Source organism: Marinobacter sp. F4218, assembly GCF_019443085.1.
GTDB classification, from domain to species: Bacteria; Pseudomonadota; Gammaproteobacteria; order Pseudomonadales; family Oleiphilaceae; genus Marinobacter; species Marinobacter albus.
Window position 1 is genome coordinate 95,518 of record NZ_JAHZIL010000003.1, and the last position, 19,984, is coordinate 115,501.

At 59.6% G+C, this 19,984-nt stretch carries 16 protein-coding genes; 8 read left to right on the top strand and 8 right to left on the bottom strand.

All coding sequences use genetic code 11. The features are described from left to right. Window positions 1-51: 51 nt before the first annotated feature. From K0B93_RS04355 to K0B93_RS04365, 3 genes are read right to left on the bottom strand one after another with little or no spacing between them, the layout of a single operon-like run. Window positions 52-2,418, bottom strand: coding sequence for an ABC transporter permease (locus tag K0B93_RS04355; protein ID WP_219866048.1), 2,367 nt, complete (start codon window positions 2,416-2,418; stop codon window positions 52-54). 4 nt (window positions 2,419-2,422) lie between these two features. Further along, a complete protein-coding gene (locus tag K0B93_RS04360) occupies window positions 2,423-3,133 on the bottom strand; it encodes an ABC transporter ATP-binding protein (protein ID WP_219866049.1) in 711 nt (236 codons plus the stop codon). Window positions 3,134-3,160: 27 nt separating this feature from the next. Further along, window positions 3,161-3,481 (bottom strand): TraR/DksA family transcriptional regulator, encoded by a 321-nt coding sequence (locus tag K0B93_RS04365; RefSeq protein ID WP_219866050.1) that lies wholly within the window; start codon window positions 3,479-3,481, stop codon window positions 3,161-3,163. Between the two features lie 157 nt (window positions 3,482-3,638). On the opposite strand from K0B93_RS04365, the gene K0B93_RS04370 reads away from it, so the two are divergent. The 3 genes from K0B93_RS04370 (at window position 3,639) to K0B93_RS04380 (ending at window position 7,338) form a co-directional block, all read left to right on the top strand. Further along, the gene (locus K0B93_RS04370; protein WP_219866051.1) at window positions 3,639-3,998 is read left to right on the top strand and encodes a phasin family protein; all 360 of its coding nucleotides are present in this window, start codon (window positions 3,639-3,641) and stop codon (window positions 3,996-3,998) included. Between the two features lie 75 nt (window positions 3,999-4,073). Beyond that, on the top strand, window positions 4,074-5,876 hold the full coding sequence (locus K0B93_RS04375; protein WP_219866052.1) for a PHA/PHB synthase family protein: 1,803 nt from the start codon (window positions 4,074-4,076) through the stop codon (window positions 5,874-5,876). A gap of 88 nt (window positions 5,877-5,964) precedes the next feature. Beyond that, window positions 5,965-7,338 (top strand): sodium:solute symporter family transporter, encoded by a 1,374-nt coding sequence (locus K0B93_RS04380; protein ID WP_219866053.1) that lies wholly within the window; start codon window positions 5,965-5,967, stop codon window positions 7,336-7,338. 98 nt (window positions 7,339-7,436) lie between these two features. Here K0B93_RS04380 and K0B93_RS04385 read toward each other — a convergent pair whose 3' ends face one another. Next, window positions 7,437-8,561, bottom strand: coding sequence for an esterase/lipase family protein (locus K0B93_RS04385; RefSeq protein WP_219866054.1), 1,125 nt, complete (start codon window positions 8,559-8,561; stop codon window positions 7,437-7,439). 342 nt (window positions 8,562-8,903) lie between these two features. On the opposite strand from K0B93_RS04385, the gene K0B93_RS04390 reads away from it, so the two are divergent. Beyond that, window positions 8,904-9,935 carry a hypothetical protein gene (locus K0B93_RS04390; protein WP_219866055.1) on the top strand — a complete coding sequence of 344 codons (1,032 nt, stop codon included), beginning with the start codon at window positions 8,904-8,906 and terminating at the stop codon, window positions 9,933-9,935. Between the two features lie 173 nt (window positions 9,936-10,108). Continuing rightward, the gene (locus K0B93_RS04395; protein ID WP_219866056.1) at window positions 10,109-11,359 is read left to right on the top strand and encodes an ABC transporter substrate-binding protein; all 1,251 of its coding nucleotides are present in this window, start codon (window positions 10,109-10,111) and stop codon (window positions 11,357-11,359) included. Window positions 11,360-11,626: 267 nt separating this feature from the next. Here the strand turns inward: K0B93_RS04395 and glpK are convergent, their stop codons facing one another. Further along, window positions 11,627-13,099 (bottom strand): glycerol kinase GlpK, encoded by a 1,473-nt coding sequence (gene glpK, locus K0B93_RS04400; protein WP_219866057.1) that lies wholly within the window; start codon window positions 13,097-13,099, stop codon window positions 11,627-11,629. A gap of 206 nt (window positions 13,100-13,305) precedes the next feature. Here glpK and K0B93_RS04405 point away from each other — a divergent pair, with 206 nt between their 5' ends. Both K0B93_RS04405 and glpD read left to right on the top strand, forming a co-directional pair. Then, window positions 13,306-14,064: a DeoR/GlpR family transcriptional regulator gene (locus K0B93_RS04405; protein WP_219866058.1), complete on the top strand. Its 759-nt coding sequence runs from the start codon at window positions 13,306-13,308 to the stop codon at window positions 14,062-14,064. A gap of 153 nt (window positions 14,065-14,217) precedes the next feature. After that, entirely contained in the window at window positions 14,218-15,747 is a 1,530-nt protein-coding gene (gene glpD, locus K0B93_RS04410; RefSeq protein WP_219866059.1) for a glycerol-3-phosphate dehydrogenase, read from the top strand. A 3-nt stretch (window positions 15,748-15,750) separates the two neighbouring features. On the opposite strand, the gene K0B93_RS04415 is transcribed toward glpD, so the two are convergent. Further along, complete coding sequence (locus K0B93_RS04415) at window positions 15,751-16,353, bottom strand: uracil-DNA glycosylase family protein (RefSeq protein ID WP_219866060.1); 603 nt, start codon at window positions 16,351-16,353, stop codon at window positions 15,751-15,753. An 80-nt stretch (window positions 16,354-16,433) separates the two neighbouring features. On the opposite strand from K0B93_RS04415, the gene K0B93_RS04420 reads away from it, so the two are divergent. Continuing rightward, window positions 16,434-17,168: a nitroreductase family protein gene (locus tag K0B93_RS04420; RefSeq protein ID WP_219866061.1), complete on the top strand. Its 735-nt coding sequence runs from the start codon at window positions 16,434-16,436 to the stop codon at window positions 17,166-17,168. Between the two features lie 17 nt (window positions 17,169-17,185). Here K0B93_RS04420 and K0B93_RS04425 read toward each other — a convergent pair whose 3' ends face one another. Together K0B93_RS04425 and edd are read right to left on the bottom strand one after the other, a co-directional pair. Continuing rightward, entirely contained in the window at window positions 17,186-18,160 is a 975-nt protein-coding gene (locus K0B93_RS04425) for a glucokinase (RefSeq protein ID WP_219866062.1), read from the bottom strand. Beyond that, window positions 18,157-19,977, bottom strand: coding sequence for a phosphogluconate dehydratase (gene edd, locus K0B93_RS04430; protein WP_219866063.1), 1,821 nt, complete (start codon window positions 19,975-19,977; stop codon window positions 18,157-18,159). Before edd ends, K0B93_RS04425 begins: the two co-directional genes overlap by 4 nt. Between the last annotated feature and the right edge of the window lie 7 nt (window positions 19,978-19,984).

The following is a 19,984-nucleotide window of genomic DNA, read 5'->3' on the forward strand; positions in this document are numbered from 1 at the left end:
AACCCGTTTCCCGATTCGCTCCGATCCGAGAATCCGGACCGGCGAGCTTCATCACTCCCTGGTTTTCAACACCGCCACCAGATCCAGTTTCTTGAGACGCCACCAGGCAACCATGCCCGATGCCAGGGCCGACAACAGCACGACCGACGCTGACATCGCCAGAGTCTGGGTCGTGATGGTCAGAGGCACCCGGTACAGCTCAGTCTGCAGCGCGGTAATAAGCAGAAACGCCAGTACATGCCCGATCAGCCAGCCGAACACGATGCCGGTTACCAACAGCAGCGCCATTTCGCCAAAGAGGATGTGGGCAATCTCGTTATGGGTGTACCCCAATACCCGAAGACTAGCCAATTCCCGGCCTTTTTCCGCCAGCGATATGCGGATCGTGTTGTAGATCACGCCGAATGCGATGATTGCACCCAACAGGCTGTTGAAAAACGTAAAGGTGAGAAAGGTTTGCGCCATCGTCTCGTAGAAACTGTCGAGCATGGCCTGCCGGATGCCTATACCGAGCACGCCCGGCGTTTCCCGGAGTTGCCGATACACGGTATCTTCAAGAGCAGGATCCACATTCAATAGGGCCTGGTTGATCAGTGGCCCATCTCCCAAGACCCGATTCAGGGCATCGAGCCTCATGTAGGCGCCCACGCCGAGGAACTCGCTGGTGGTTCCGGCCACCGGCACAGACAGGGTTCGGCGGTCGCCTTCGAGAATCTCAACCGTGAGGTTCTCGCCTGCAGACACCCCAAGCTCGCTGGCAAGAAAGTCCGTCAGAAGAAGGCCGTCGGCGGGCAGGCTCACAGTCTCCAGATCCTTGTCGACAACAAACTGAAGCGCGGCGTCCCCGGGGATTCCGATCAAAGCACTGCGCCACTCCCGGTGCCCGTTGACCAACCTTGCGGCGACCGAGCGACGCCCTTCGACAAAACGGACCCCTGGCTGGCGCTGCAACCCGAACAGAGCCGCGGCGTTGACCGGCTCGATCAGGGTAGCCGTCAGGTCCTGTTGCTGCACCCTCGCAAACTCGGTCTGCACCATGAGCTGGACCGAATCGAACTGAAAGTTTCCAACCATGATGATCGCCGTGGACATCGCCACCCCGATCATCGACAGGAAGGCGCGGAGAGGTCGCCGGGTCGTCTGCCGGACAATCATTCGGGAGGGTTGGCTAAACCGTATTGCGGACAGCCACTTTTCCGCCCGAGTGATCCGGAATTTCGCGGGCCCTTCCGGTCGCATGGCTTCCGCTGGCGCCATCGAGGCCGCCGAACGGATGGCACGCCAGCCTCCCAGCCAGGCGACCACGACGGTGATCATGGCCAGCATCACAAGCCAGGCCGGATCGAGCCGGAACAATAGCCCCGGAAACCGGTAGAATTCCATGTACAGCTCACCCAGGCCCCTCCCCAGCCAGACTCCAAAGCCAATACCGAGTACAAGGCCCATGGCGGCTATGGTCAACACGAGCTGGCTGTAATGCCAGGCTATTTGGCGGTTGTCGTAACCGAAGGCTTTCAGCACCGCAATGATGTCTCTCTGGGTGCTCACCAGGCGACTTATGACTACGTTGAGAAGAAACATGGCAACGCTCATGAAGATCAGGGGGAAGACTGTCGCCATGATCTTGAGCTGGTCCAGTTCATCACTGAGAAATCGGTGTGAGAACTGATCTTCCCGGGCGTAAGCCCCGGTGGCCCCGTACCGGTCCAGCAACCGGTCAAGTGCGTCGATCACCGACGCCACCGGGTAGCCGGGTTCGACCCTGACCACCACGCTGTTGAGAGCGCCCCGCATGTCCATTGCCGCCGCCAGTGATTCCGAACTCAACCAGAGTACGCCATAGCGTTCAAAATCCGGAAGCATAGCGCCCGGTGGAATCACATAAATGAATTCCGGCGACTCCACGATACCGGTGAGTGTCAGCGTCTGCTGGCGCCCATTGATGATGGCCGAGAACCGATCACCGGGTAACAGACCGTGGGCCTCGGCAAATGCACCCACGGTAGCGACCTCTCCGGTCCTGCCGGGGGCCGGTAAACGGCCTTCCCGGACAAACAGACGATTGACCTCGGGTTGCCCTTCGACGGGCAGGGACAACACCCGGGCAGAAACCGGGTCAGTGAACCCGGGCATTTCCAGCTTCGCCGCCCCCTCAACCCGACCCGTGAGCCGGCTGACTCCGGGAATCGCCGCCACCTGCGTCAGCACATGCTCCGGGGCGCGCTTCACCGAGGCGAACACCTCGGCAAACTGGAACTGCTCGTAGTACTGGCCGCGAGTGGCAGACAGTGAGGAATAGGCCACCAGCGACATCACGCACACGGCGACGCCACCGGCAATCACCAGAGCGATGGCAAATACCTGCCCCCTCATCTGCCAGAGTTCCCGGCGTACCTTGGTCGCCAACGCGGAAGTCATCGCCCTACCAGCTCAGGGTGTGTGGTGGCTGGCGTTCACTGTTCCGCCGTTCACCACTGATGTTGCCATCGGACAGGGTAATCACCCGGTCCGCCATACCGGCAATCGACGCATTGTGGGTGATAATGACGGTCGTGGTCCCGGTTTCCCGGTTGGCACTTTCCAGCGCCTCCAGCACGAGAATGCCGGTCTGCGAGTCCAGGGCTCCGGTTGGCTCATCACACAGAAGTACGTCCGGGCGCTTGGCAACGGCCCGGGCAATGGCGACCCGTTGTTGTTCCCCGCCGGACAGCTGGGCGGGAAAATGATGCATTCGGTCCCGCAGGCCCACGAGATCCAATGCAGCCTCGGGGGTCATGGGCCGTGTCGCAATCTCAGTGACGACGGCGACATTCTCCCACGCTGTGAGACTGGGAATGAGATTATAGAACTGGAATACGAAACCAACGTGGTCACGCCGGTAATGTGTGAGTTCACGATCCCCGGCGTTGTTCAGATCAACGTCCCGGTACCGGACCTCCCCAGAGGTCGGCACATCCAGGCCACCGAGAATGTTGACCAGCGTGGATTTACCCGAACCCGATGCCCCCAGCATAACGACCAGTTCCCCGGCGTAGAGATCCAGATCAACCCCGCGCAAGGCATGGACCTGAACCTCGCCCAGATCATAGGATTTGGTCAGGCCCCGGGTGTGAAATACAGGTTGCGGATCCATCAGTACCGTCCCTGGTCCCGATGTCGGTCAGTCTTCAGCACAATCAACGCAAAGGGTGGTATACGGCAGCACCTGCAGACGACGAGGATCAATCGGCTCACCGCAGGACTCACACTCATCACCAATCCCGTTCTCGATGCGCTCGAGCGCGCGTTCAATCTGGGCAAGCTCCTCGCGGGTTTCCACCTCAAGCGAATCCACCACCTCATCGTTCTGGGTCTGACTCGCCTGCTCCTCGAAATCCTTGTCCAGAGCTCCGTCTTCCCGGTGTTGGTGAGCTTCAAAACGGGACAACCGGACCTTCAGGTCAGCCCGCAGTGTTTCAAGTTCTGCTTTCCGATTACTCATCAGGCGCCTCCTGCCAGCGGGAAAATCAGGCATTCAACCGTTAATGCCACACCCTAAAGCATAAGCCGAACACGGGCTTGACGCCTGTCAAATTTGTTCGCGGCGAGCTCGGGCAGAATAGCCACTCAACCGTTATGCCAACAAAGGAGTTGTCAGCATGAATAATGAGATGTTTGAAAAAGCCAGCCGCTTCAACGAAACCCTGATCGAGCAGTTCAGCAAGGCCGCGGAAATGCAGATGGACGCATTCCGACGCTACGCGGATGTCGCCACGGAACAGGCGAAGAAAGTCTCGGAAGTACGAGATCTCGACGGACTGAAAACCCTGACCGGAGATCAGGCGGAAACCCTGAAATCCCTGAGCGAGCAGTTCACGGCCGACTGGAAAGCATGGCAGGACTATTTCACCGAGGCCCGGGAACAGATCCAGCAAGCCTTCGACACCCCAAAGGCCGAAACGGCTAAAGCCAAACCGGCGGCATCCAAGTCTGGTTCCAGCGGCAAGACCGCGGCCTGACCCAGTGTTAAAAACGCAGCCGGTCCGGGGTTTGCCCGCTCCGGCTGTTCTGCCTTTGGTAATGAGAGTGCTGCTATGTTCGGTCTGGATCTGCTCAGCAAAACCACCAGCCATCTGATCAACGGTTTTGAAACCAATTTTCGACAAGGCCAGCAACAGCTGGAGAAATGGCTTGGCGACAGTGGCGTGATGGACGACGCCTCACTTTCCACGCTGACGGAAATGTCGGACGCCTACCGCACCATGGCCGAGGACCTCCTGCTGCACCCGCTGCGGTTCGCCAGCGCCGAACTCGACCTTGGCCGCAAGCATCTCGCTTTGGGCTACTACACCCTGGCCCGACTGACCGGCAGGGAAAAGCAGCCGGTGATAGAGGCGGAGAAGGACGACCGCCGATTCCAGGCCGACGACTGGCACAGGCATTTGCCTTTTGATGTCCTGCATCAGGCCTACCTGATCAATAGCCGTGCCTTTCTCAAGTGGGTGGAACAGATGGAAGGACTCCCCCCCAGTGGACGGGATCAGATGCTCTTCTACGCCCGCCAACTCACCAGCGCGCTGTCGCCCTCGAACTACCCCGTCACCAATCCCGAAGTGCTCAGAATCACGTGGGAGCGCAAGGGCCTGAACCTCGTTGACGGTGGGCGCCAGCTGTTCGAGGACCTGCGCCAGAATCCGTCACTGTTCAACGTCGGAATGACCGACCGCTCGGCCTTTGAGGTGGGTCGGAATCTGGCAACGACACCGGGCAAGGTTGTCTACCAGAATGAGCTGATGCAGCTGATCCAGTACATGCCCGCAACAGAGACGGTGAGCAAACAGCCTCTGCTGATCGTGCCCCCGTGGATCAACAAGTATTACATCCTCGACCTGACCGCCCGGAACTCGTTCATTCAGTGGCTGGTCAACCAGGGCCAGACGGTGTTTGTGATTTCATGGCGCAACCCCGGCCCGTCACTTCGGGACAAGGGCTGGGATGACTACATGCGACAGGGCCCACTGGAGGCCATGGCTGCGGTAACCGAGGCCACGGGCGAGGACCGTATGAATGCCATTGGTTACTGCGTCGGCGGAACTCTGCTCGGCTCGACACTGGCCTGGCTGAAAAAGAAGCGTCGGAAACCCATCATCAGCGCCACCTACTTCACCACACTTCTGGATTTCTCGGATCCGGGCGGGATCGGCGTTTTTATTAACGACCATTCGATCCGTGGAATCGAGCGGATGCTGGAGCGCAAAGGCTACCTGGATGGCCGGGCCATGGCCTTCACCTTCAATCTGTTGCGGGAAAACGAACTATTCTGGTCATTCTGGACCAACCATTACCTGAAAGGTGAAAAGCCGGCGGCGTTCGACATCCTGTACTGGAACACCGACGGCACCAACCTTCCGGCCCGAATGCACAGCTTCTATCTGCGGGAGATGTACCTGAACAATCGCCTGATCGAGCCGGACTCCCTGACCCTGAATGGCGAATCGATCAACCTGCGGGAGATTGACGTGCCTTCCTTCTTCCTTTCCGCCCGACAGGATCATATCGCCAAATGGAAGGCCACCTACCAGGGCGCCCTGGTGCATGGCGGACAGGTTCGCTTCGTACTCTCCGGCTCCGGGCATATCGCCGGGGTGGTGAATCCGCCGTACCGCGAGAAATACGGTTATTGGACCAACGACTCCCTGCCGGCCGATGCAGACACCTGGTTTGCCGGGGCAGACCACCACCCTGGTTCCTGGTGGCCGCACTGGTTCGAGTGGCTCGGTCAGTATGCCGGGGAGACGGTCACCGCACGGTTTCCGGGGGATGGAAATCTGGAGGTTCTTGAGGAGGCGCCCGGCAGTTACGTTCGGATAAAGGCCGCGGAAGCCGCCAAAACCTGACAGGGGGCATCACTCAGAGCACCCCAGGCTCGCCGCTGACAGCGGGATATGGCACTATTGCCTGCCCTGTGACCGGCGGAGATTTGGGATGCTCTATACCACCGTGGCAGCGCTGACCGCTGCGCTGCTCGTTTTTACCTGGCTGGGCCTGAGAGCCCGACTCGCCGATGGCGGCCTGGACGACTACGTAACCGCACGCAATACCCAGGGTGCAAGAGCACTGGGCCTGTCTTTCCTGGCGTCCGGCATGGGTGGCTGGATTCTGTTTGCGCCGCCCGAAGTCGGTGCCCTGGTCGGTCCCCTGGCGCTCGCAGGCTACGCCATCGGTGCGGCCCTGCCCTTCATCGTGTTCGCCTATTGCGGGCCCGCAATCCGACGGCGGCTGCCGGAAGGCCGCAGCATCGGGGAATTTGCCCAGGCCTGCTACGGCCGCGGCGTGCGCCACTATGTTTCTTTGATCTCCGTGTTGTACATGCTGTGTTTCCTGACCGCGGAACTGACGGCGATCGGGGCGATAACCTCCCTGCTTTCCGGCATCAACGGCAATCTTGTGGTGCTCGGCGTCGCGCTGACCACCCTGATCTATACCGCTTGGGGCGGGTTGCGCGCCAGCATCGTAACCGACCAGTGGCAGGCCTTCCTGCTGATTGGCCTGCTGGCCATTGTCGGCTTTATCGGCCTCGGACAGCTCCCCGAGCTATCCACCTCCCGACTGCCCGAGGTGCCTGCAACCAGCGCGCTCAGCGTCGCGCTCACCCTCATCATTGCGGTGACAGCCGCCAACCTGTTTCACCAAGGGTACTGGCAGAGACTCTGGTCGGCCCGCGATACCGGCAGCCTGAGTCGCGGTGCGGCCCTGGGCGGACTGATCACCGTTATCGTGGTGGCGGTCGTCGGTGGGCTGGGCATCCTGGCCTCTCTCAGCGGTGCCGACCTTGGCAGCCCGCCGATCCCATTCTTTGCCCTGCTGGGCGAGGCGCCAGCCTGGCTGACCCTCCCGGCCCTGATTCTCGCCATAACCCTGGTGGCTTCCTCGGTGGACACACTGCAGAACGCGCTGGCCTCTCTGGCGGTAACCGAAAAACGCGGGCTCTCCATAACCTCCGCTCGCTGGATCACCGTCGCACTGATGATCCCGGTGGTGCTGGTGGCGTTGCAGGGTATCTCAGTGCTCAGGCTGTTCCTGATTGCCGATTTGCTGTGTGCAACCGCCGTATTGCCGGTGCTGTTGGGCCTGTGGTCCCGGATGACCACGACAGCGGCCATCTTTGGCGGCCTGGCGGGCCTGCTCGGGGCCATACTCCCCGGCTGGATTACCGGCGGTTCGGTCATGGCAGGACTCGAGGCGGCCAGTTTTCCGGGCAGCATTCCCACCCTGATGCCGTTTGTCGGTGCGCTCGCGGGCTCCGGCCTGGCCAGTATCGGTCTCGCACTGGCTCGACCGGCTTCCAGCCGGACCTGAACCGGCCCACACAAAGGTGTCGCGTCTACTTTTTGAGCTGAAGACACACCAGGCTGAGGCCGGCATGGTACCGGCCCCAACTGGCATTGGGACCGATGTCAGTTTCCACGATCGGCGATGTAATCCGTGATGGCGGCGTAGAACTCCATTTCATCGAAGGTGTCCGGACCCACACCCACGACGTCCAGGTGATCCTGGTTAATCACATAGGCCGATGAGGTCATCTGGGTGCTGTTGGGATGGTTGATGTCAGACACATAGCCCAGGCTGGTCCGCTCCCAGACGTAATCCAGGCAGCCCCAACATTCGGCGTACTCCATGCGATAGCCCTGCTGCTGGCTGTTGATTCCTACCAGCCCGTCATCATCCCGTTCATTGGGATTGCCATCGCCCTGGCCCGCGGCACCGTCGTTATTGCAATCGTCGTAGCAATAGCCGTCGCCATCAATGTCATAGATCAGCTCCGACAAGAGCCATAGCGCCGGGTTTACGCTACTGCCATCCTGGGCGGTCATCAGCGACACCGAGTTGGCCACGTAGCTGGTGCTGGACGGATATTTCTGATTGAACGCCTTCATGCCGGTGATGACACCGTCATTGGGGTCGTAATCGTTATAGACCAGTTGCTTTGCGCCCGCGATTGCGTCGTTGCCGCTGCCGTAGATCACATCACCGAAGTAGTTCGCGAGTGTCTCGGTCACCGAGTTGGCGTAATAATCCAGAATGAATTTTGCTGCAGACGAGCCGCGATGCGGAGAGGAGATACTGACGTGAGTTTGCACGACCCGGTAACCCTTGCGCTCACGCAGCAGTCGGGCCGCCTTGCGGGCATCGATACCACCCTGTGAGTGCGACACGATGTTGACCTGACTGGCGCCCGACGTCGCCATGTAACTTTCGATGTTGTTTGCCAGCTGATAGCCACGGACTTCCGAGCTCTGGAACGGGGTCACCGACGACACGAAACTGCGCTGGTTGTCGTTGATGTCGCCGTTGCAATTGGTTTCGAACAACTTGTCACAGGGATCGAGCACGAAGGTGCCGTAGTCATCACCCCAGTAGTCGTAACCGAGGATGTCATCGAAGCCCGACATACCGTGGGCAAACACGACGGGAAACTGGGTCTTGTTGGCGTCACGGGCCAGAACCGGGGATGAGAAGATGATGCCGGCTGCACACACCGCGACGGCACCGATTTTTTTCAGGGCACTTGGGTTCTTCATTGTTGTTAGTCTCTTGTTTTTGTTGTGAGCCTAACCACGGTACTTGCTGCCTGGGGGTTGCCTTGTCACCGACATCCCCACGGGTAGGTTTCCATCTCCCTTGAATCTCTCCCTGAATCCTCGCGGCACGAACGGCAAAACGTCACCGTCCAGAATACCGAGGCGTCTGCGACCACAGACACTCCATTTCTATCTGATCTGCCGCTGTCTTTGTGTGACTGCAGTCACGACCTGCAGAATTGATCGGATCAGGCTCCGGGTTGAGGTTGGCACGCGCGAAAACTCACGGCAGTCTGGAAAGGACACAACCGATCCACAGAACAACAACGAAAGGTGGTCAACGTGAAACCGACCAAAGTCCAGGGTCTGGCCCTGACAAGTCTGGTGTTGGGCATTGCCGCGTTCGCCTGGTATGCGACCAGTGCTGGCACACCGACACCCGACGCTTCCCCGGCCAAGCCAGAATCCCAGCCAGTTATTGCGGATGCACCCGAACCCGCACCGGAGATGCCGGTCGACGCCGACAACACCGAACTTGAACAGGTCCACGACCAGTTGCTCGCGACCTATGGCAGTCACCTGGATCAGCCGAAATCCCAGATCCGCATGCTGGAGGAGATGATCCGTTACCTCTCCACCATTGATCCGGAACACTGGCATGAGAACCTGTTGGCGCTTCTGCAAACGTGGTTTCCGGACCACCATGGGGCACTTAGGGAACGGTTGACCGCCCTGCTTGCCTACCAGTCCTTCATGGAACAGGAGCGATATGCCTTGAGGGCAATGGCTCCCGGAGAGCGGCGAGACTTCATCTGGGCCAAACGCCGGGAACTGTTCGGAGAGGACGCGGAGCTGATCTGGCAGGCAGAACTGCAGAATCAGGCATTGTCGCAGTCGCTCCAGAGTATTGAGTCGGTCGAAGGCACCCCCCTCAACAAGGCCCGGGCGTACACCGACGCCATCGAACAGACCTATGGGGAGCAAGCCAACCGCGTACTTGAAAACCGGCGGCAGGAACTGACCGACCGGTTCCTCAGCTTGCCTTCGGTGCAGTCTTCCCTGCACCAGCAGCCAGTCTCAGAACGCTACGCGACCCTTCGCGGCATTCGGTCGGAGCTGGGCATGGACGAGGAGGCCCTCGACCGCTGGGGCAACCTCGACCGCACCCGGGACGAACGCTGGAGCAAGGGCGACCGTTACCAGGCCAAACGGGAAGCCATTCTGGACAAGTACGATCAGGGGCCCGAACGCCAGGAAGCGCTGGATCAACTCACAGAGGACGTTTTCGGCAAGGACATGGCAGAGGTTATCCGGTCCGAGGAAGCCGCCGGTTACTACCGGTTCAAGGAGGAACGGGTTTTTGGCCAAAACTGACAGCGAGGCATTCAGGGCCTTTTTGCGGATCTACAATTTGTTACCAAAACTTCCACCTTGGTCCCATTGTTGGCTTGTGGATCAACGCCGACACTAGCTTCCGGTTAACAATCGAACAAAAATAACCCGCCGTTCCGCCGACTACAGGAACGGTAAGCCGGAGGCTAACATCGATGACCTTCAGAAAAGCACTCTTTTCTGTCTGCCTGCTGTTGCTTGCAGGTACCACGGTAACAGCAGAAACCCTCAAGATTGGATTGAACTACCCCCAGACCGGCCGTTACAAGGACCAGGGCCTGCAACAACGGCTCGGCACTTTCCTTGCGGTGGATGAGATCAACAAGGCCGGGGGTGTGCTGGGACGGCAACTGGAACTGGTGATCCGCAACACCCGCGGCGAGCCGGCACAGGGCGCAAAGAATACCGCCGAACTGATCGACCGGGAAGGTGCGGAGATGGTCTTCGGTGGAGTCTCCAGCGCCGTGGCCATTGCATCCGGTAAGGCGGCGCGGGAACGCGACCGGCTCTACTTCGGCACCCTCACCTACTCCAACGCCACCACCGGCAGCGAGGGCCACAGCCACATGTTCCGGGAGCCCTACAACGCCTGGATGACCGCCAAGGCACTGAGTCAGTACCTCAAACGCAACCACGCCGGCGAAAAGTACTTCTACATCACTGCCGACTACACCTGGGGCTGGTCCGTTGAGGAATCGGTGCGCAAGTTCTCCGAGACCGAGGACACCAGCGATCACCCGGGTGTAAAGACGCCGTTCCCACGAGCCTTGATCACTGATTTCCGCCAGGCGCTGGAACAAGCCGCCGCGAGCGACGCCAAGGTATTGATGCTGGTGCTGTTCGGCGATGACATGGTTCGTGCTCTCAATGTCGCCTACGAAATGGGCCTGAAAGACAAAGTCCAGATTGTGGTGCCAAACCTGACCCTCGGGATGGCCCGCCAGGTCGGTCCGACCATCATGGAAGGCATCGTGGGTGGTGCCCCTTGGGTGTGGAATGCGCCGTATGAGAAAAACTACCCTCGGGGCAAGGAATTCGTCGAGGCCTTTTCGAGTCGCTACGAGATGCGGCCATCGTCTGCCGCAGCATCGGCCTACAGCATCGTCTACCAGTACAAGGACGCAGTGGAACGTGCCGGTACCACCAACACGGCCCGGGTCCGCGCCGCATTGGAGGGACACCGTTACACTTTCCTGAAGGATGAACAGCACTGGCGCGATTTCGACCACCAGAACGAGCAGACCGTGTATGTGGTCAGGGTCAAGCCTCGCAACACCGTTGTCGCGGACCAGTACAGTTCCGATTACTTCAGTATCATTGATTCCATGCCGGGTAACGAGGCAGCTCAGACCCGTGCCGAATGGGAAGAGCGGCGTGCCCAGGCCGGCAAGCCATTGACACTCTGAGGACGGCACCGGTTCTGGTGCCAAAGAGAGAAGGCAGGCAACCCGCCGCCCGGGAAGTCCCACAGGCGGCGGGCTATCAGTCAGGGCATCAGCTCTGGCGAGCGGCTTCCCAGGTTTTCAGGAGCTCCCGGCGGGGAACCGATTTGCCTTGATGTTTCTCGTTCGGCAGCCTGGGCGATATACTGCCACCACAGCTGGGCCAGCTTTGGATAGTCGGGAACATTGGTGCCGGTTGGCGACCACGGGACCCGGGCCAGGCTGGACCGTTCAGAGCTTTTCCACGGCCCGGGTCCACCCCTCGTAGAGCCGGTCGCGATCACCTTTGCTCATCTCCGGCTCGAAGCTCCGATCACAGCGCCAGAGCCCGGCCAGCTCCTCCAGCGAGCCGTATACCCCCGCCTGCAGACCGGCAAGGTAAGCGGCGCCCAAGGCCGTGGTCTCGACCAACGATGGCCGATCTACCCGCGCACCCAGAACGTCCGCGAGAAACTGCAGCACCCAGCTATTGGCCACCATGCCGCCATCCACTCGGAGCGTCACCGGACGTATACCGTCCCGTTCCATTGCCTTCTGGAGATCCTTGGTCTGATAGCAGACCGATTGCAGCCCGGCCGTTACGATCTCCCGGATGCCAGTATCTCGGGTCAGTCCAAAAATCGCACCGCGTGCGTTGGGATCCCAATACGGCGCCCCGAGCCCGGTGAACGCCGGTACAAGGTACACGCCGTGGTCCACCGGAGTGCCCTCCGCCAGCGGCTCGGTCTCACAGGCATCGCCAATTAGCCGGAGCCCGTCGCGCAACCACTGGATAGCGGCCCCCGCAACAAAGATGCTGCCTTCGAGCGCATAGGTCGGTTTACCCTTTACCCGATACGCCACCGTCGTCAGCAACCGGTGTTCCGACCTCAATGCTTTGTCGCCGGTATTCAGCATGAGGAAGCACCCGGTGCCATAGGTGCTCTTGGCCATCCCCTTGTTAAAACAGGTCTGTCCGAACAGCGCCGCCTGCTGGTCCCCGGCGATCCCCAGCACCGAAACACCGTTCAGAGCTCCCCCCTCGGTCACCTGTCCAAACTCATCGGCCGAGTCCATAACCTCTGGCAACAGAGACGCCGGTATTCCGAACAGTTCCAGTAACTCGGGATCCCAGGTCTGGGAATGGATATTGAACAACAGGGTGCGGCTGGCATTAGTGGCATCGGTTCGGTGTTCCCGGCCGCCGGTCAGGCGCCAGAGCAGAAAGCTGTCGATGGTGCCGAACGCAAGCTCCCCGCGCTCCGCCCGTTCGCGGGTCCCCGGCACATTGTCCAGAATCCAGCGAATCTTCGTGGCCGAGAAATAGGGGTCGATCAGCAGACCGGTTTTGTCATTCACCCAAGGCTCTGCACCCTGTTTCTTGAGGATTTCACAGTACGCGGCTGTTCGCCGATCCTGCCAGACTATGGCCCGATACACCGGCTCCCCGGTCTGCCGGTCCCACAACAGGGTGGTTTCCCGCTGATTGGTAATGCCTGCGGCGAGTACCTGATCGCTGGGCTCACAACCGTCTGCCAGAACACGGGCAATCGTTCGTTGAACAGAACTCCAGATATCCTCGGGGTCGTGCTCAACCCAGCCGCTGGCTGGAAAATGCTGGGGGAACTCTTCCTGCTGCGAATGACGGGGGTTGCCTTGCAGATCAAACAGAATGGCCCTGGAACTGGTGGTGCCCTGATCAATCGAAAGTATGTACTGGCGCATGTTCTGGTCGTCCTTGCTTTCTTATTTGTTCGTATTTTTACCTTTTTGAACATAAATGCCAACCGGGATCGCAAGAATCCGCAAACCGGGCCTGGTCAGACCGCCACAAAAGCTGCATAACCTCCTGAAAAACACTAAACTCGGGGCATGTTCAAAAGCGGCACGATTTTCGTATCAGAACAATTAACAATGCTGAGGTAATGTGAATGGCACAGCGTCGCCGACAGGACCTGATTATGGAGCTGATTCAACAGAAGGGCTTTGTAACCACGGAGCAGCTGGTCGATCAGTTCAAGGTAACGCCTCAAACCATTCGCAGGGACCTCAACGAACTGGCCAAGGAACAGAAACTTCGCCGCCACCACGGCGGTGCCGGCATCGACTCGAGCACGGTCAATACCGCTTACCAGGCCCGCAAGATCATGGATCTGGAAGCGAAGGAACGGATTGCCGAGGCTCTCGTGGAAATGATCCCCGACAACGCCTCCATGTTTATCAATATCGGCACCACCACCGAAACCATCGCCAAGGCCCTGCTGGTCAGGAACAACCTCCAGATCGTGACCAACAATCTGCACGTCGCCTCCATCCTCTCCGCGAAGGAAGATTTCCACGTCATCATTGCCGGTGGCGAGGTTCGCAATCGCGACGGCGGCATTGTCGGTGAGGCGACCCGCGATTTCATCAACCAGTTCAAAATGGATTTCGGCATCATCGGCATCAGCGGCATCCACGACGACGGTTCCCTGCTTGACTTTGACTACCGTGAAGTCCGCGTGGCCCAGGTAATTATTGCCAATTCCGACCAGGTGCTTCTCGCCGCAGACCACACCAAATTTGGCCGGAACGCCATGGTCCGACTGGGCAACATCACCCAGGCCAACCACGTTTTCACCGACGCCCAGCCCCCACTGGACATCCGGCAACTGTTGACCGAACACAACGTGAAACTCCACATCGTCTGATCGGCCATCGGCTTCGCACCGCCCTGGAATTTTCGTTTTTTTTCTTATTTTTCCTTTACGAATATTTTAGACTTTCGCATAATGCCCGAAGTCGAATGAAAAGTGTGCAACTCAGGGCCGCACTTTTTCCACAGAGGGAGAGACAGACCAGCCATGACCAAGGAACAGGACACTTTTGACGTTGTTGTCGTCGGTGGCGGCGTCAACGGTACGGGTATCGCCATGGACGCGGCAGGGCGCGGTCTCAGGGTCCTTCTGTGTGAGATGAACGACTTGGCCTCGGCCACGTCGTCCAGCAGCAGCAAACTGATCCATGGTGGGTTGCGCTACCTGGAGCATTACGAGTTCCGGCTCGTTCGCGAGGCGCTTGCCGAGCGCGAATCGCTGCTCCGGAATTCCCCGCATATCATGTGGCCCATGCGCTTCCGGCTGCCTCACCGCCCTCACCTGCGACCGGCCTGGATGATACGGACCGGGCTTTTTCTCTACGACCATCTGGCAAAACGTGAACTGCTGCCGGGCTCCCGCTCGATCAGATTCGACAGCTCCGATCCGTTGAAACCGGAGCTCACCAAGGGATTCGAATATTCCGATGGCTGGGTGGACGACGCCCGGCTGGTCGTACTGACGGCAAAAAAAGCACAGCAATCCGGCGCCAGGATCATGACCCGGACCAAATGCGTAAAGGCCGACAGGGGCGCCAACGACTGGACCGTAACGCTCAAGGACATGCGCGACGGCTCCGAAACCACCGTCACTACCCGAACCATCGTCAACGCAACTGGCCCCTGGGTGAGCCAGCTTTTCGGAGAAACCCTCTCCATGCCGGCGCCAAAGATGATACGGATGGTCAAGGGCAGCCACATCGTTTTACCGCGACTGAACAAGGGCACTGAAGCCTACATCCTGCAAAACGAAGATGAACGCATCGTGTTTGTGATTCCCTACGAAGACCAGTTTTCACTGGTGGGCACCACGGACGTCGATTACGAGGGCGATCCAAAGCAGGCGCGAATTTCCCCGGAGGAAACCGAATACCTGCTGGACATCGTAAACGCCCATTTCAAGCGGCAACTCAACGCCGATGACGTTGTCTGGTCCTATTCCGGGGTGCGCCCGCTCACGGACGGCGAGGAGGAGAACGCGCAGAAAGCGTCTCGGGACTATTCCTTTGAAATCGACAGTGAACCGGGTAAGGCACCGTTGATTTCGGTGTTCGGAGGCAAGATTACGACCTACCGGAAACTGGCGGAAGCTGCCACTGACAAGCTGTGCCAGTTCTTTCCCAACGCGGGCGGCCGCTGGACCAAAAACGCCGTTTTGCCGGGAGGAGATTTCGACAACCAGGAAAACCTGTCGGCGCAGTTACATCACGACTTTCCCTGGTTACCGGAAAACCTGATCAGCCGGTATGTTCGAACCTACGGGACCTGCGCCTACACCTTCCTACGCGACTGCTCCTCAGTGGAAGATCTCGGCCAGCACTTCGCAGGCACGCTCTATGCCGCCGAGGTTCGCTATCTCATGGAAGCCGAATGGGCCATGGATGCCGATGACATTCTGTGGCGCCGGACCAAGCAGGGGCTCTATGCGACGGAGCGGGATGTGGATACCCTGAACAGCGTCCTTCAAGGGCAACAGTCAGCGAGTCCGAACGAGACGTTCGTTTATCACAGCGCCTGACGATCAGGCTTCTACAAGGATCGCGGCAACCCGCTCCCTCAGTGCAGGGACAGTGACCGCTTCAAACCAGGGATTCCGACGTAACCACAAATTGTTGCGGGGACTGGGGTGCGGCATTGGCACAACCTCCGGCCAGTAGCGTTTCCAGTTCTTCACATTGCCGGTCACCGAGGACTCTCCGTCCGGAAGGTGCCAGGCATGGGCGTAACGACCAATCACCAGCGTCAATGCAATGTCCGGTAAACGATCGAGCAGCACCTGTCGCCAGGCCGGTGCGCATTCCGGGCGCGGGGGCAGATCACCGGACTTTCCGGTTCCCGGGTAACAGAACCCCATGGGCAAGATAGCCAGTTTCTGCTCATCGTAAAAGGTGTCCCGCGTCACCCCCATCCAGTCGCGCAACCGGTCTCCACTGGGATCATTGAACGGCAGTCCCGTGTCGTGAACGCGGCGACCGGGCGCCTGCCCGACCACCAGAATGCGCGACGATTCCGAGAGCTGCACAACCGGCCGGGGGCCGCAGGGCAGAACGTCGCTGCAGAGGGTGCAGGCCCGCACCCGTCGGACCAGCTCCTGGAACGGTAAGTCGGCAAGATTGTCAGTCATCGGTCAAACATCATCCCGGCAATTGCATAGCTCTCGGTTTCCCGTAACCATAGTGCGACATAAACACAAAAGGAACCATTATGAACGCTAAGGCAGGCGCTCTCCCGGATATCGATGTGGAAGAGTTTCGCAAGGTGGTACGCACCCGACGCTCGATACGTCGGTTCAAGAACGAACCGGTGCCGGACGACGTCCTGGCTGACTGCCTCGAGCTCGCCACACTCGCTCCCAACTCGAGTAACCTGCAGCCCTGGGAGTTTTATGTGGTGCGCACACCGGAACTGAAAACCCGTCTGGCCGAGGCCTGCCTGGGCCAGAACGCGGCGAAAACGGCTCCGGTCCTGATCGCCATCGTTGCCCGCACCGACACCTGGCGAAACCACGCCCGCCGTGCGGTCGAGGAATGGCCCGAAGAAAAACTCCCGCCAATTGTCGAAAAATACTACCGCCGGATTGCCCCAATCCATTACAACCAGGGACCACTCGGTTTACTGGGCGTTGCCAAGAAAGCGGCCGGGTACGTGGTTGGGCTGTCCCGCCCTGTTCCGCGTGGCCCCTATTCAGCGAATGAAATGAAAGTCTGGGCCACCAAATCGACGGCGTTGGCCGCAGAGAACCTGATGCTGGCCCTCCGGGCACACGGCTACGACTCCTGCCCGATGGAAGGCTTCGATGAATGCCGGGTGAAAAAACTACTGAAGATTCCGAGAAAAGGCCTGGTCACCATGGTACTGGCCGCCGGCAAACGGGCGGAAAATGGCGTTTACAACCAGCAGTACCGGTTCGACCGGGAGCAACTGATTCATTACCTGTAATCAGAACCGTGGTCCGGTCAAAGGGCCTGGACCTCCGGATTACGCAGGGCCTCGGCCGCGCCCAGAAGACCTGTGTAGGGCTCGGTCACCACATAAACCGGGGTGCGCTCGACCAGTGGGCGCATGCGCCCCTTGTCCTCAAACCCGGTCCTGAACGGGCTCTCCAGAAAGAAATCCAGAATACGCGGCAGGATACCCCCGCAAAGGTATACGCCGCCGGTGCTGCCCAAGGTCAGCACGGCATTACCGGCAACGCGGCCGAGGATTTCGCAGAAGTGACGCAGTGCGTGGCGCGCCAGGGCGTCCGCTTGCGCCAGTGCCGCTGCAGTAACTTTTTCCGGCGCATCCAGCGGTGTGGCAACCCCCTGAATTTGCCCGTGCGCCTGGTAAAGATTCAACAACCCCTGACCGCACAGAATCCGCTCCACAGACACTCGACCAAAGCGGGCTTGCAGGATGCGCAGGATATCCATTTCGATATCATCCGTGGGCGCAAAATCCACGTGCCCACCCTCGGTGATCAATGGAACCCACCCTTGGGTTAGCGGCACAAGTCCCGACACACCAAGGCCGGTACCTGGCCCCATCACCAGACGCGGCCGTCGCTTATCGCCCGGGCCGCCACAAACATGGACCAACTGCTCGGAGCCAACGTGGAGCACCCCCAGCGCCATCGCCGTATAGTCATTGATGACCTTGAACGACTGCCAGCCAAATCGGGAACGGATCTCGTCGGTATCGAAGCACCAGTGATTATTGGTCATCCGCACCCGCGTACCACTCACCGGCGAAGCAACGGCCAGGCAGGCTTCGGAAACCGCAGCCACACCGGTGCGTTCGAGGTAGCTCACCACGGCGTCATCGAGATTGCCGTAGTCGCCGCACGGCAGGATCTCAATTGCCTCGGGCCGGACTCGACCGGGCTCGACCAGAGCAAATCGGGCGTTGGTTCCACCAATATCGCCGACCAGGGCGTACTGACTTGCTGTCATGCGTTGTGATTCCAGAAAAAGCTGGCACCTTCCTCGGGCGTGCTCGCAGATCGGCGCATCCAGCCAAACAACTCCCGACCGTAGCCAGTATGATAGCCCTTCAAGTTGACTTGTTCCGAGCCACGTTCGGAAAATTCGTGATGGTCGACCTCAATGCTGAGACGCCCAGCCAGCGCATCGAGGCAGATCAGATCCCCGTCCCTGACCCGTGCCAACGGACCGCCGTCAAGCGCCTCCGGGTATACATGAATCGCTGCGGGCACCTTGCCTGAAGCGCCGGACATCCTGCCGTCGGTCACCAACCCGACCTTGTAGCCCCGATCCTGAAGCACACCCAGATACGGCGTCAGTTTATGTAACTCCGGCATGCCGTTGGCCTTTGGCCCCTGGAAGCGCACAACCACGATGCAGTCCTTATCCAGATCGCCGGCATCGAACGCTGCTTTCAGTTCGTTCTGATCATTGAAAACCACCGCGGGAGCTTCCACTCTGCGGTGCTCCTCCGCCACCGCCGACACCTTGATAACGCCCCGCCCCAGATTGCCATCCAGAACACGCAGCCCGCCGTCCGGGGCAAAGGGCTCGGCTGCCGAACTGAGCACTTCGGGACGCAGACTTTTTGCCGGTGCCGGCTGCCACGCCAGCTTGTCACCCTCCAGAACGGGGTGCCGGGTGTACCGGTCAAGACCATGCCCCGTGACAGTCTCGACGTCGTTGTGCAGATACCCGCCGTCCAGCAGCTCACGGATCAGAAAGGGTGTGCCGCCAGCCTCATGAAAGGCATTCACATCTTCCTCGCCGTTCGGGTAGATACGGGTCATGGAGGGCACCACCGAGGACAGCTCCGCGTAGTCGTTCCAGTCGATGATGATTCCCGCGGCCCGTGCAATGGCGATCCAGTGAATGGTGTGATTGGTCGATCCTCCGGTCACCAGCAGAGCAACCAGCGCATTGACTATGCTTTTCTCGTCAACCATATCGCCCAGGCCGAGCTCGCCGCCGTGGGGTTTGGACAAGCGAATAACCTGCTCGGTCGCCTCCCGGGTCAGTTTATCCCGCAGCGGGGTTCCGGGATTCACGAAGGCGGCACCGGGCAAATGCAGGCCCATAACCTCAACCAGCAATTGATTGCTGTTGGCTGTGCCATAGAAGGTACAGGTACCGGGGCTGTGGTAGGACTTGCTCTCGGCCTCCAGCAATTCCTCCCTGCCGACCTTGCCTTCGGCGTATAGCTGTCGGATGCGCTGCTTCTCTTTATTCGGCAGTCCCGAGGGCATGGGCCCGGCCGGAACCAGGATGGTCGGCAGATAGCCGAAGCTCAGTGAACCAATCAGCAGCCCGGGCACGATCTTGTCGCAGATGCCCAGCAGCAAGGTGGCGTCAAACATATTGTGGCTGAGTGCCACGGCGGTGCTCATGGCAATGGTGTCACGGGAAAACAGGCTCAGCTCCATGCCCGGCTGCCCCTGGGTCACGCCATCGCACATGGCCGGCGTACCACCCGCAAACTGTGCCACTGACCCCATGCTGTGGGCCGCTTCCCGAATAATATCCGGGAACTTTTCATAGGGCTGATGGGCCGAAAGCATATCGTTGTAGGCAGACACGATGGCGACGTTGGCCTTGTTCATGAACTTAAGCGTGTCCTTGTCACCGGGAGCGCAAGCCGCAAAACCATGCGCCAGGTTGCCGCATGAAAGGCTGCTGCGATGGGGGGATTGGGTCTTCAGCTCGTTCATCCGGCTGAGGTAGTCCTGTCGGCTGGATCGACTGCGCTCAATGATTCGCCGTGTAACCCTGTCAACGATCGGGTGCATGATGAGC